This window comes from Trinickia sp. NRRL B-1857 (assembly GCF_050470685.1).
Lineage (GTDB): Bacteria > Pseudomonadota > Gammaproteobacteria > Burkholderiales > Burkholderiaceae > Trinickia.
Genome location: NZ_JBFLUK010000018.1, coordinates 1 through 13,133, shown reverse-complemented (window position 1 = coordinate 13,133; position 13,133 = coordinate 1). Strand labels below are relative to the sequence as shown.

The window sequence follows — 13,133 nt, the reverse complement described above, 5'->3', positions numbered from 1 at the left end:
ATTCGGGCGAACCATTGCGGCCCGGGCCCGGCAGCTGTTCGACCGGGCGGGCAGCGCATCACGCAGCGCACGCTGCGTATCGGCGTGTCGGCGCGGATTTTCCATCCGGAACCCGGCGCGCGCGGGCTGCGCGGCAAAACGCTGCAATACCTCGAGGAATCCGTCGCGCACTGGGTCATGTCGCGCGATGTCATGGTGTTCATGATTCCGACCGTCGGTCATCAAGGCATGCTCCATCCGAGCAACATTCGCTTGCGCGATTACGCCAAGCACCTCGACGGCCTGCTGCTACAAGGCGGCGCGGACGTTTCGCCGCAAACTTACGCGGCGAGCGACCATGCGGCCAGAGTGGCCCGGCGATCGAGTGCGCGATATGTACGAACTGGAGCTGCTCTACGAGTTCATCGAATCGGGCAAGCCCGTGCTCGGCATCTGCCGAGGTTGCCAACTGATCAATGTCGCGTTCGGCGGCACGCTCTACCAAGACATTGCCACCGAGTTCCGACGGCCGGCGTGCATGTGAGCGAGTTCTACGATCAGCATCGGCACTCGGTGCGCTTCCCGGACGGCTCGACGCTCGCGAGCATGTTCCCGGGACGGCGCGAAGCCGTGGTCAACTCGATCCATCACCAAGCGTGAGGACGCTCGGCCGCGATCTGAATATCGAAGCCGTTTCCGCGAACGATGGACTCATCGAGGCGGTTCGCTACCGGCGGGCGCCGTTCGTCGTGGGCGTGCAATGGCACCCCGAATTTCATCGAGCGGGCGGGCCCGAACTGCTCGACTGCACGCCGCTGTTGGACACGTTCTTGCGTGCGTCGCGCGAGACCCGGTTCTAACGATGGAGGGCCCCTCAGTGGCCCTCCATCGCGGTCGATGCAAAAAGTGTTGACACGTTTCAGCGCTTTATACATAATCTCGCTTCTCCGATGCACGCGGTTAGCGAGCGAGTCGGATGAAGCAAAAAGCAGCAAACTGCGGGAGTAGCTCAGTTGGTAGAGCGCAACCTTGCCAAGGTTGAGGTCGCGAGTTCGAGACTCGTCTCCCGCTCCAGTTTCGATGCGTTATCTCATGCGAAGTAATTGATTGAGATGGCGCGAAGTAGTAGGTAGGATACGCGGGAGTAGCTCAGTTGGTAGAGCGCAACCTTGCCAAGGTTGAGGTCGCGAGTTCGAGACTCGTCTCCCGCTCCAGTTAAGGGGGAAGCTAAGCTTCCCTTTTTATTTGGCTGCCTGTTGTCAGGGTTGCTAAATCGATCAGCCGGAACGTTGCGCGTTCGCGCGGCGTCGATACTCCGGTGAATCCGCTTTTGGCGCGATAGCAAAGCGGTTATGCAGCGGCCTGCAAAGCCGTGTAGGCCGGTTCGACTCCGGCTCGCGCCTCCAAATTGAAACCCTGACCAGCGTATGCTCGTCAGGGTTTTTCTTTTTCCGTCAGTGTTTTTCGTTTGCGGCGGCGCTATACATCGCCAGCGCACCATCCCCATACTCGCGCATGACCTTTGCGATCACGACGCGATAGCCGTCGAGCCAACGCGATTGCTGCGATTTGGCTTCCTGATGCGAAGGGTGGTGAATCAATTCCAGCAGCGCCTGCTCCGTCTCCCAGTAGTAAATATTCTGAATGAGCCCGCTCTGTGTATTTTCCAAGTCTCTTCGCCTAAATAACCGGAATGGTTCGCGCGACTTCGGCAATGCGTTGGTCAAGGCGATGGGAATCCTCGTCGTACCGGCCGGCTCGGAAAATAAAGGTTGAAGAGTACATGGGCGATAGGATTGAAGGGCGGTATGCCGCCCTAGTCAAAAAATATCGTTTAAGGGTCGCCCATTTTATGGCGCGAGTTAAGTCGAGGACCACGCGAGAAGCGCACGCCCGCGATTCCAAAACGACAGCGAGGCAGCCTTCTAACACGCGGCGCGTGCGCTTGTAAATACGCCGAGCCGATTCGATCGAAAACAGCATCGCGTATCCGCTGAAGACGAGTGTGCCGATCATTGCGCAGCCCGGGATAACGGCACCGTGCGTGGCCCCCGCGCTATTCGACGAGAGCGCCACGATCGACACCCACACCAAGATTGCTTTGGATTCGTCAAATGCAGCAAGACGCCTTTCGTATAAAGTCCCTTCAGCGTAGCGGGCCGATCGTTATTCGACGAAGCGGCGACCGATGCCGAAAGCGCCGTACGTCCCGATTTAAAAGGCGAGCCATAAGAGATAGACGCCGCGAAGATTTTGATGCGACGATAAAAATGCGAATAGGCGATCAAGGCCGCCGAGATTCCCAAGGTCGCGACGCTAGCCCAAAACATCGAGCCTGAAATAACGCCCGCGGCGAAGGCGAGCGCTGCCTTGCGTCCATGATGAGCAGCGATCGACATGATGGCGAGGTTGCTCGGCCCAGGGCTTGCCGTACCGACGAAATACGCGGCGTAGGCGAGCAGTAGATTGGCCGAAAAGAAAGTGGTGCCGGACATAATGGCTCATGAAGTTGAGGGCGAAACACGATTGTTGCCGACTGGGCGCCGTCGCCATGACCAATTTTCCCAAGTTTGACCGGGCCAGTCGCGCGAATCGGACCGGGCTACTTTTGCTTGCGCGCGGCCTCGGCGAGCATCGCGTCGCCGATTTGAAACTGGTTGCTCGCACGCAGCGCTTCGCCGGCGCCTTGAATGTCGCGTACGTCTTTGTTCTGACCGAGCTTGCTTTTACCGACCAAGCGAGTGATCTCGATTTCGAGGCCGACGATCTGGCGCAACATCGTTTCGATGTAGTCGCTCGGCGCATCCCCCATCTTCCACGGCTGAGCTTGCGAGGCTTCGTGCGTGCGCGTGAGCCGCGCGACTAGACCGCGGACGAATTTTCGTCGTCGCGAATCGTGATTGCGCCCGTGGGCGTGAACCACCATGTAATTCCATGTCGGCACTTGCGGTGCGCCACCTGTTTGGTCGGGTACCAGTTCGGCGAGATATAGGCATCGCCGGCCTGGAAGACGACCAAGACCGTTTCGCCATCGGCGACGTCCTGCCATACCGGGTTGGCCCGCGCGACATGCGCGTGCAATACGCCGAACTCGCCTGCTTGCGGGTCCAGTTCGAACGGGATGTGATTCGCGTCCAAGCCGCTCTTGCCATGGGTGACGAGCGTTCCGAACGGATGTTGCGCGATGCGCGAATGCAAAACGTCGATGCGAGGCTCGTTGAAATCGGCTGGGATATACATGGTGGTTCTCTAGGGCAACGGGTGGCAGACGTCGGCGCGTCGGATGAGCTATCCGAATTGTGGAAGAGAACTGGCTTATCCTGTAGGTCCAATTTGGATTGATTTTTGTGGACCAGAATCATGGCGAGGACAGGCACGGGTCGCCGACATTCCTTCTCTCGGCACATTGAACCCCGCAGCGGAAACCTCAGTCGCCAGGTGATGCGGGCATTGCGCGAGGCGGTGCGCAAGGGGGAGCTTCGAGCCGGCGACGCATTACCCTCCACACGGTTGTTGGCGGCCGCGCTCGACGTCTCGCGCGGTACGGTGCTCGGCGCGTATGAACAGCTCATTGCCGAAGGTTTTTTTGATCGCCAAGCCGGGTTCGGTACCTGTGTCGCGCCGACATTGCCGGGACCGCATCGAGCCGAATCGCCGCGCTCGAGCAAGCCGCGCGGTGCGAGCGAACGCGAAGGGCATCCCGGCCTTCCCGAGCCGGCCGCGTCGTTCGCGCGGATCGCCGCCGAATTCAGGCCGCTTGCTCCCGTACCGTTCGCTGTCTCGGTTCCCATGGATTTAACGGCGCCCGCCGACGTCTGGCGCAAGCTCGGCAATAAGGTGCGCGCGAAGGGCCCCGGCGCGCCGGCGGGGTACGGCGATCCGCTCGGTGCGCGGCCCGCTGCGCGAGGCGATCGCTCATTACGTTCGCATGTCACGCTCCGTGCGCTGCGAACCGGGACAGGTCATCGTGACGAGCGGCACGCAGCAAGGCCTGTATCTGGCAAGTCAGGTCTTATTGGCGCCGCACGATCAAGTTTGGGCGGAAAACCCGGCCTATCGCGGGGTGACGGCCGTGCTCGAGAGTACGGGCCATCGCGAGACGATGGTTCGCGTTCCGGTGGATGCGGAAGGCATCGATGTCGAAGCTGGGATGGCAATGGGACCGCACGCTCGCGCCGCGTTCGTGACGCCGTCGCATCAATATCCGTTGGGGATGCCGATGAGCATGGCGCGCCGTAGTGCCTTGCTCGAGTGGGCGCGGACCCCGCCATGCCTGGATCGTAGAGGACGACTACGACAGCGAGTTGCGATACCAGGGTTACCCATTTCCGTCGTTGCAAGGACTCGAGCCGGAACGGGTCGTGTATCTCGGCACGTTCAGCAAGATTCTGTTTCCGTCGTTGCGCTTGGGCTACGCGATCGTCCCCGATGCGCTGGTCGATGCGTTTTGCGGGGCGCGCGTGCTGATGGATCGTCATCCGCCCAACGCCGATCAATACGTGCTCGCCGCCTTTTTGGCCGAAGGGCATCTGGAGCGTCACGTTCGCCGGGTCCGCAACGTCTACGCGGCCTATCGCGCCAAACTGATCGAAACGCTCGGCGCGCTGCTGCCGGACGACCTAGCATGGGTCGAGCCGGGCGACCAAGGCATGCATCTCGTGTTGTGGCTCGCGCCGAAGATCGACGATCGGTTCGTGGCCGCGGCGGCGGTGAGCGCCGGGGTGTCGGTGCGCGCCGTTTCGCCGATGTTCTCGCCGGGTACCGCGCGGCCCGGCCTGGTGCTCGGCTTCGGAGGGTTCGGGCATGAACAGATGGTGGAGGCGGCGCGGCGTCTGAGCGCCGTCATCGTCGATGCGGCGAAGCGATATTTGCGGTAGTGCCCGGCGGCACGTCAGGCGGTCAGGGCGACGACGTGCGCGAATCCGGCACGGTACTCGGCGACAAGCCTCCGTGCGGTGAACGCCAGGCGCGTGCTATCGATCCGCAGTGCCTTCTCGATGCCTTGCGCAATCTGCTCCACGCCAACTTCACCGGGCCAATCGCTGTCCTCCATGTGCTCGCGAACGCCGTTTGCTTGCTTTGCGTCGAGCTCGCGCGGGATGCGAAGATTGACGTGCGGCACGGAAAACGCCGCGGCCACGATGCTGCCGTGAAGGCTGCTTCCGCAGTAGGCGCGGCTGCCGGCAATGACGGCGCAGATATCCCAGACGTTCGGCGAAGTCATAAGCGATACGGGACGGCGTTCGCATCCGTTTTCGAGCGCGGTCGTACGTCTCCATTGTGTCATGCACGGTGCGATACCTGCGCGGAAGAATACGACGCCCAAACCGTGCGACGCGGCTGCAAGGTCCAAGCCTCTCGCGATTTCGTCGAGCGTGCGGTCGTCGCCGAAGTCGGCGCTGAACTGAATGGCGAGATAGCCGTTCGGGCACGTGTCGCGGACGGATGACACCGCTTCCGATGCTGCATGTTCGGCGACGATGTCGCCGACAGCTCGGCAATCATTACGGCGGGATCGGGCAGGCGTCGCGTCGCAATGCCTTCGGCTTCGAGCAGGCATTGAGTCGTCGCGTCGCGCACCGTGACGTCATCGGCATCGTGAAGCGCGCTAACGAGATCGGCCCGCATCCGCGAATCGCGCTGGCGCGAGGTCGACGCCGCCGATCGCATTGAAGAGCACCCGGCGTGCGCAGGGAAAATCCGCTTTCGACAGCACATCGGCGCCCGAGCCGGCAGGCCGAAATTCGCGCGAGCCATCCGGCCGGATCGCGCGCCCAAGCCGGCTGAGCGTCGATCGTCGCGCGTACGCGGTTTCGGGTCGGGGCCAGCATCACGGCCGCTTCCCCACGCATCGCAAGTCAGCAACTCGCCGCCGACGGGAACGATGTCGAATGGACGAACATCGCGCGAAGCGGCTTGCTTTGCGATCGCTTCGACGAGGTGGCCGCCGAAGGGGCGCAGATCGCGTTCGAGCAGGCCCGCGAACCGAAGACGCCGCTCCGGCAGCATGGCTGCCACAACGTGCAGGGAACAGCAGATCGCCGAAGTTGTGCCGATCGAAGGCGCCGAAGAGGATCGTCTCGATCGGCGTGTCGCTCGTCGCGTCTTGCCATGGGCTTGCCTCTAGCGGGTAGGCGCACCGGCCGTCGCGGCATCGGGTGCTCGGTCGTCAGCATCGTACGCGCTTCGACGGGCGATCACTGGCTTGGCATTGTCCGCGCCGTCGCGGGATAATCGTCCGTTCCACTTCCCCGGGGGTTGCCCATGGCCGACGTCGATCAAGATCCACACGCATCGCTGGAATGGCGCTGGAAACCGTTTGCCGATCTAACGGCCGACGAAGCGTACGACATGCTCGAGGCACGCAACGCCGTATTTGTCGTCGAGCAGCAATGTGTCTATAACGATGTCGATGGACTCGATAAAGATGCCTGCACTTGTTTGCCTACTCGCGCGGCGACGCGGGGGACACCGCCCAAGATGGGGCGAAGGGCCCGCAGCTGGCCGGCTATCTCCGCGTGTTGTTGCCGGATGCGACGGATACCGATGTTCGCATCGGCCGCGTGCTGACGACGTCTGCATTCCGTCGCATCGGGATGGTAGCGCGCTGCTGGCGCATGCGCTCAAACACATCGTCGCGCAATGGCCCGAGGCGGCGATCAAGCTGCACGCCCAGGCGCATCTGCAAATGTTTTATGGCGCATTCGGTTCGAGCCGGTCTCCGAGATCCACGACGACGATGGCATCCCTCACATCTGGATGCGTTCCGTTTGAGTCTCAATGCGCTTGGACAGGCGCCGACGGACGGGCCGCGGCGGCGTTTCGCTACGGCGCTCCTCGATCAGCCGTTCGCGTGCCGACAGCCGCATCCAGTGCCGCAGGGCAATGAGCGCACCGAACACGCTCATCATCGATCCGGGAATCCATAGCAGCAGGCCGCCGATCTGCTGATCGCGAATCGGACTGATCCAAGTGAACGCACGCCCGCAAATCGAATAGATCGGATAAAGCTCGCGCGGCGTAAAGAAGATCAGTGCGCCGAGGACGATTTGCGGCGGGATCGCCGCGACGACGATCATGATCCGTCGTCCCGGTGCCAAGCGCGCGGGCGGCGCCGGGCGCGGGTCGAGTACGAGCCACCAGAAGAGCAGGCCGTCGATCACCATGCTCCAGTTCATGATCCGATAGAGCCGCCAATCGAGCATCGCCTTGAAGTGGATCGGCGAGAGCAGCCAAAAGTAGATGAGCCCCACGAAGAGCCACGACGGCGACGACGGGATGGAACACGACGTTCAGCACCGCGCGCATCGGCTGCGTGCGCACGGCAGGTCCGAAACGGCGGCGCCAGTTGAACGGGATGCCGGCGCGCAGTGCCGCGCCCGGATACGACAGCGATGAAGAACGGTCCGAGGTGGTGAAGCACGAGATGCTGCAACCGATGCATGAAGAACTCATGCTCGAAGAAATAATCGAGCCGCGTATGCAAGGCGATATAGAGCGCGACGAGCCCGAACCAGACGAGATCTGGCGCAGCAGCGAGACGCGGGCGTGCTTGACGCCGCGTATATAGAGGATGGCGGCCGCGAGCACGGCGATGACGACCGTCGGCGACGGTTCCCAAGGTCGAGCCAATAAAGCAAGTTCATCACGACTCCCGGGTTATCGATCGCGCTCGACGATGCGCTGTAGATCGTGCGCAATCGCATCGGGCGTATCGCTGCTCGTGGCGAGCAGCCGCGCGCGCCCCTCGCGATCGAAGATATAGACCGCCGAGCTGTGCGTGACCTCGTAGCTGCCGTTCGGATCGCGCTTTTCCATTTGGTAGGCGACACGATAGCGCTTCGCGAGCGACTCGACCTGCGAGTCGGTGCCCGTCAGGCCCCGAATGTGCTGAGCGTCGAACGCCGCCACATAGGCGTTGAGCGCTGGCGGCGTATCGCGCGCGGGATCGACCGAGATGAAGAGAATGCGTACTTGGCTCGCGTCGGCAGCCGGCAGCTTTTCGAGTACTTGCATGAGCCGGGCCATCGTTTCGGGGCAGACGTCCGGGCAGTGCGTGTAACCGAAATAGACAAGCGTCGTTTTGCCCCGATAGGCGTCGGCCGTCACGCTCGCACCCGTGTTCTCGGTCATTTTGAAGGCGAGGTCGGGAAGGTGCCCCGTCACATCGGTCAATTGCCAATGCCCGTCATCGTGCGAGCAGCCGGCGATCAGCGCGGCACCGGCCAAGCCGATCGCAGCGCGAACCATTCGCGCACGGGCGGGCAGTGCGGACCGGGCGCCGCGCGCGGCGCGGTGAGCAAAAGCAGCAAAAGCGAGAAAGGCCGATTCGCCGCGAGGAACTCTTTGCAGCATGCGTGACTCGAGAGAGGGCCGTCGCGCCGCGGCTCGGCCCTGACGGGCGGCGCGGGCTAGGCGGTTGCGAGCGAGCGACTATAGCGCAAATAACTAACAGTTACCGTTCACAGCGGCATATGGCCGCCGCAGGCGAGGCATTATGTCGCAGGACCAGGCAACATACGGGGAAGGGAGCCGCGATGCGTTCCTAAAGGGGGCACTCGGCGTTTTCGACGCCCTCTTGCTCGAAAAGGCGACGCAGGCGCGGTAAGATGCGCAAACTTTTCCGGTTTTTCGCGGCTACGAGCCGCGCAAGACCGTCACGCGAATTAAGCTGATGCAATCTTTACCGGCTTTTCTGTCTCCGAGCGAGACGGCGTTCTTCTTCGACTTCGACGGCACGCTCGTCGAACTCGCTTCCACTCCGGACGGCGTGATCGTGCCGCCGGCCGTCGTCGATTCGCTCGCGCAACTGCGACGGCTGACGCGCGGCGCGGTGGCGGTCGTATCGGGCCGCGGCATCGAAAGCATCGACGCGTTCCTCGGCATGCCCGACTTGCCGATTGCCGGCTTGCATGGCGCCGAGCGGCGCGATGCGAGCGGCGATACGGTCAGGCTCGGCTTTAACGATGAGCGGTTACTGCGCATGGAGCGCGTGCTGGCCGAACTCGTCAACGCGCACCCGGGTACGCTGCTCGAGATCAAGGGCGCCGCGCTCGCGCTGCATTTCCGCAACGCGCCGCTGGCGGAGACGGTGGCGCGCGAGGCGACGCAACGCCTCGTCGACGAACATTCCGATGCCTATGTATTGCAGCCCGGCAAGATGGTGTTTGAAATCAAGCCGAAAAACGTCGACAAAGGGCGCGCACTCGCGGCCTTTCTCGATGAGCCGCCGTTCGTCGGACGCACGCCCGTCTTCGCGGGCGACGATTTGACCGACGAAAAGGCGTTTGCGGTCGTCAACGAGCGTGGCGGTCTCTCGATCAAAGTCGGTGCGGGCGAGACGTCGGCTCGTTCGCGCGTGCAATCCGTCGGCGCATTCGTCGATTGGCTCGCCGATATCGTCGCCGCCGCACAGCGTCCATCATGAGCCGTCTGATTATCGTTTCGAACCGGGTCGCGCCGATCTCGGAGGGCGGTCCGGCCGCGGGCGGCTTGGCAGTGGGCGTCTACGACGCGCTGAAGGAAACCGGCGGCATGTGGTTCGGCTGGAGCGGGGAGGTCGTGTCCTCGGGTCAGCCGCAGTTGCAGCTCGTCGAGCAAGGTCCCGTCACGTTCGCGACGATCGGGCTTGCGCGGCGCGACTACGATCAGTATTACCGCGGCTTCTCGAATGCGACGCTATGGCCTGCGTTCCATTACCGCGCGGACCTGATTCAATACGACGGTCACGACTTCGAGGGTTACTGGCGCGTCAATACGTGGCTGGCGCAGCAACTCGTGCCGCTGCTGCGCGCCGACGACGTCATCTGGGTACACGACTATCATCTGATTCCGTTCGCGCAGGCGTTGCGCGCGGCCGGGGTCAAGAACCGGATCGGCTTCTTCCTGCATATCCCGTTTCCGGCCGCACAGGTGTTGCTTGCCGTGCCGCCGCACCGCGCGCTCGTCGAGGCGTTGTGCTCGTTCGATCTGCTCGGCTTCCAGACGCAAGCGGACGTGCGCGCGTTCTGCGACTACGTGGTCCACGAAGCCGGGGGCGAGATCGAGGGCGGCGCGCAGGCTGGGCCGTTCGTCGCGGGCTCGCCCGCGCGCGTGCGGGCCTTCGGGCGTTCGCTGCACGCGGCCGCCTACCCGATCGGCGTCTATCCCGACGAAATCGCGCAGCTCGCGAAAGCCGGTACGCGCGGCAAGTCGGCGCGGATGATGCGTCAGACGCTGCACGAGCGCAAACTGATCATGAGCGTCGACCGGCTCGACTATTCGAAAGGGCTCGTCGAGCGCTTCCGAGCGTTCGAGCGATTGCTCGATCAGGTACCGGCCTGCCGCAACAACGTGTCGTACGTGCAAATCGCGCCGCCGACGAGGGCCGACATGCATGCGTACCAAGACATCCGGTTGCGGCTCGAATCGGAGCTCGGGCGCATCAACGGCCGTTTCGCGGAACTCGATTGGACGCCGATTCGTTATATCCATCGGCAATACGAGCGGTCGGTGCTGGCCGCACTGTTTAGGCAGTCGCACGTCGGCTACGTCACGCCGCTGCGCGACGGGATGAATCTCGTCGCGAAGGAATACGTATCCGCTCAAGACCCCGACGATCCCGGCGTGCTGGTGCTATCGCGCTTCGCCGGCGCCGCGGACGAATTGACCGGCGCGCTCATCGTCAATCCGATCGACATCGACGGCATGGCGCAGGCGCTTGCCCAGGCGCTTTCGATGCCGCTTGCCGACCGGCGCGCGCGCTATCGGGACATGATTGCCCAATTGCGCAGCAACAACGTCTCGGTGTGGCGCGATACGTTTTTACGCGATCTCGCGCACGCGCAGGAGAAGCGGCCCGCTGCGAGTCCTCCGAGCGAGAAGGCGCCGGCGGCGCGCGCGAAGGCGTCTCGCAAGCGCGTGGCGGCCTAAGCGCAAAACGTAGGCACGAAAAACTTAAGCACGAAAGAAAAGGCCCGGCGCATCGCACGCCGGGCCTTTTTCCTTGGAGCCGCCTGCCGCTTTGGTTTAGCGCTTAGGCGACGTGTTCGTCGATCTTGCGCCCGCCGGGGTGCGGCAGCAACGCTTTGCCGTGCTGCTTGGCCAGCAGATCGCGGTAGATGCCGGGGCGGTTGCGCAGCGCTTCGGGCGTGCCGTCGTCGATGACCTTACCCGCGCTCATGACGATAATGCGGTCGAAGTTTTGCAGCGTCGACAGGCGGTGGGCGATCGCGATGACGGTGCGTCCGACCATGAGCCGGTCGAGTGCCTGCTGAATCGCTTCTTCGGACGCGCTGTCGAGCGCCGAGGTGGCTTCGTCGAGCAAGAGGATCGGGGCGTTCTTCAAAATCGCCCGCGCGATGGCGATCCGCTGACGCTGGCCGCCCGACAGCTTCACGCCGCGGTCGCCGACGACGGTGTCGAATCCTTCCGGCATGGCCTCGATGAAATCCGTGCAGCGTGCTTCGCGAGCGGCGGCATGGACTTCCTCTCGGGTCGCCTCGGGCCGGCCGTAGGCGATGTTTTCGTATACCGTCCGATGAAAGAGCGCGATGTCCTGCGGCACGAGCGCGATCGCATGGCGCAAGCTCTCTTGCGTGATGGCGCCGATGTCCTGCCCGTCGATCTGGATCGAGCCGCCCTGCGTGTCGTAAAAGCGTTGCAGCAGCGCGAGGACGGTCGATTTGCCCGCCCCCGACTTACCGACGAGCCCCACGCGCTGGCCGGCTTCGATATGCAGGTCGAATTGATCGAGGATCGGTTTGCGGCGGGGGTAGGCGAACGTCACGCCCTCGAAGTCGACGCGTCCGCCGTGCGTGACGAGCGGCACCGCGTCCTCGCGGTCGGGCATCCCGTGCGGTTGCAGCAGCGTCTTGACCGCCTCGGCGAGCCGCGCGATGTGTTGCGTCACGTCGACGAGCGCCACGGCGAGGTCGCGGGTCCCATGCAAGATCGTAAAGCCGAGCGAGCTCGTCAGCACGATGTCGCCGGACGTGGCGCGGCCCTGTGTCCATAGCCAGAGCGCCCAGCCGAGCAAGCCGGCCGAGAGCAGCGCCGTGATGACGGCGTGCAACAGCCGCAGCCGCTCGAGGTAGAGCAGGCTTTGCTGGCGCGCATCCATCTCCGCCTTGACGGTTTCGCCGAAGCGGCGCTGTTCGCGCAGCGTCATGCCGAAGGCGCGCACGAGTCCCATGTTGCCGATCACGTCGACGAGTTCGCCGTCGACGGCTGCCGCCTTCGTGGCGAAGTTGTGATGCCGCGACGAGCCGCGCCCGGCGAGCTTGAACAGCACGATGGCCAAGACGCCCGAGCACAGCAAGAGGCTGCCGGCCATGACCGGGTTGACCGTGACGATCATCACGATCGCGCCGATCACGGCGATGCAAGGCGGCAGCACGTTCCACGCCATCGTGTTCTCGGACGTGTAGACCGCGTTCGAGGTGGCCGTGATGCGACTGGCGATGGTGCCCGGCTGACGTTCGGAGAAGTAGGTCGGCGAGTGGCCCGTCAAGTACTGAAACAGGTCGCGCCGCAAGTCGCCCGTCACGTCGACGAACGCGTGAGCGGCGACCCAGCCGCCGATGCGCCACAGCAAATTGTCGGCGGCAATGAGGCCGACGAGGATCGCGAACGCCCCCCAGAGCGGGCCGGGGTGATGCCGGCCCATGCCGAGCACGTCGATCAGATGCTTGATCGCGTACTGCGAGGCGAGCGCGCACGCGACGGCGGCGAACACGCTGGCCAGCACGATCGCATGGGAGACGGGGTGGCGCCGGATGTAACTAAGCAAGAACGCTAGCGGGCGGTCGGCATAGCTCGAAAGCCGGGCGTTGCGAGCGTTACGTTCGGCGACGGTCAAATGTTCCAATTGTGGTTCGTGCGAGGCACGCGAAGCGAGTGTCATCAAAAGCATAGTCTGCGTGTGGCGGACCGGCAGCCAATCTCGAGCAATAACGAGATGGCGCGGCACGCCGCCATTGTAAACATCCGCGGAACTTCCCCGGGGCTTCACGATAAGCGTTGGATACGCACAACGCCGGTTTGTCGCGGCGCATCGTCCCGGTTCCATGGAGCAAGTTCGGTGCGCGTCTCGAACGAAAGCTCGATCGAAGCTAACCGTAATTTTCCGATACAATAGCCGGTTATGTCCAAATGCCTCGGGGATACTGGCATTT

At 63.4% G+C, this 13,133-nt stretch carries 6 protein-coding genes, 3 tRNA genes and 6 pseudogenes; 8 read left to right on the top strand and 7 right to left on the bottom strand.

All coding sequences use genetic code 11. The features are described from left to right. From AB1286_RS33055 to AB1286_RS33040, 4 genes and pseudogenes are all read left to right on the top strand, one after another. A pseudogene (locus AB1286_RS33055) lies at nucleotides 1-839 on the top strand (gamma-glutamyl-gamma-aminobutyrate hydrolase family protein); the annotation flags it as partial. A gap of 138 nt (nucleotides 840-977) precedes the next feature. Then, nucleotides 978-1,053, top strand: a tRNA-Gly gene (locus AB1286_RS33050). Between the two features lie 64 nt (nucleotides 1,054-1,117). Next, nucleotides 1,118-1,193 (top strand) — tRNA-Gly (locus AB1286_RS33045). Between the two features lie 118 nt (nucleotides 1,194-1,311). Continuing rightward, a tRNA-Cys gene (locus tag AB1286_RS33040) sits at nucleotides 1,312-1,385 on the top strand. 48 nt (nucleotides 1,386-1,433) lie between these two features. Here the strand turns inward: AB1286_RS33040 and AB1286_RS33035 are convergent. The 3 genes and pseudogenes from AB1286_RS33035 to AB1286_RS33025 form a co-directional block, all read right to left on the bottom strand. Next, nucleotides 1,434-1,764, bottom strand: a pseudogene (locus tag AB1286_RS33035) (antibiotic biosynthesis monooxygenase). 227 nt (nucleotides 1,765-1,991) lie between these two features. Then, nucleotides 1,992-2,378 carry a LysE family translocator gene (locus AB1286_RS33030; protein ID WP_430367422.1) on the bottom strand — a complete coding sequence of 129 codons (387 nt, stop codon included), beginning with the start codon at nucleotides 2,376-2,378 and terminating at the stop codon, nucleotides 1,992-1,994. Nucleotides 2,379-2,581: 203 nt separating this feature from the next. Further along, nucleotides 2,582-3,219 (bottom strand): annotated as a pseudogene (locus AB1286_RS33025) (FMN-binding negative transcriptional regulator). Nucleotides 3,220-3,316: 97 nt separating this feature from the next. Between AB1286_RS33025 and AB1286_RS33020 the strand changes: the two are divergent. After that, nucleotides 3,317-4,856, top strand: a pseudogene (locus tag AB1286_RS33020) (PLP-dependent aminotransferase family protein). A gap of 14 nt (nucleotides 4,857-4,870) precedes the next feature. On the opposite strand, the gene AB1286_RS33015 reads toward AB1286_RS33020, so the two are convergent. Next, complete coding sequence (locus AB1286_RS33015) at nucleotides 4,871-5,431, bottom strand: polysaccharide pyruvyl transferase family protein (protein WP_430367421.1); 561 nt, start codon at nucleotides 5,429-5,431, stop codon at nucleotides 4,871-4,873. Between the two features lie 812 nt (nucleotides 5,432-6,243). On the opposite strand from AB1286_RS33015, the pseudogene AB1286_RS33010 reads away from it, so the two are divergent. Beyond that, nucleotides 6,244-6,753 (top strand): annotated as a pseudogene (locus AB1286_RS33010) (GNAT family N-acetyltransferase). Here the strand turns inward: AB1286_RS33010 and AB1286_RS33005 are convergent. Beyond that, nucleotides 6,729-7,625: pseudogene (locus AB1286_RS33005) on the bottom strand (cytochrome c oxidase assembly protein). The pseudogenes AB1286_RS33010 and AB1286_RS33005 overlap by 25 nt on opposite strands. Nucleotides 7,626-7,638: 13 nt before the next feature. Beyond that, a complete protein-coding gene (locus AB1286_RS33000) occupies nucleotides 7,639-8,334 on the bottom strand; it encodes an SCO family protein (RefSeq protein WP_430364498.1) in 696 nt (231 codons plus the stop codon). A gap of 319 nt (nucleotides 8,335-8,653) precedes the next feature. On the opposite strand from AB1286_RS33000, the gene otsB reads away from it, so the two are divergent. Both otsB and otsA read left to right on the top strand, forming a co-directional pair. After that, on the top strand, nucleotides 8,654-9,406 hold the full coding sequence (otsB, locus tag AB1286_RS32995) for a trehalose-phosphatase (RefSeq protein WP_430364499.1): 753 nt from the start codon (nucleotides 8,654-8,656) through the stop codon (nucleotides 9,404-9,406). Further along, nucleotides 9,403-10,890, top strand: coding sequence for an alpha,alpha-trehalose-phosphate synthase (UDP-forming) (gene otsA, locus AB1286_RS32990; protein WP_430364500.1), 1,488 nt, complete (start codon nucleotides 9,403-9,405; stop codon nucleotides 10,888-10,890). The genes otsB and otsA overlap by 4 nt, the downstream gene beginning before the upstream one ends. 103 nt (nucleotides 10,891-10,993) lie before the next feature. On the opposite strand, the gene AB1286_RS32985 is transcribed toward otsA, so the two are convergent. Continuing rightward, complete coding sequence (locus tag AB1286_RS32985; protein WP_430364501.1) at nucleotides 10,994-12,862, bottom strand: ABC transporter ATP-binding protein; 1,869 nt, start codon at nucleotides 12,860-12,862, stop codon at nucleotides 10,994-10,996. Between the last annotated feature and the right edge of the window lie 271 nt (nucleotides 12,863-13,133).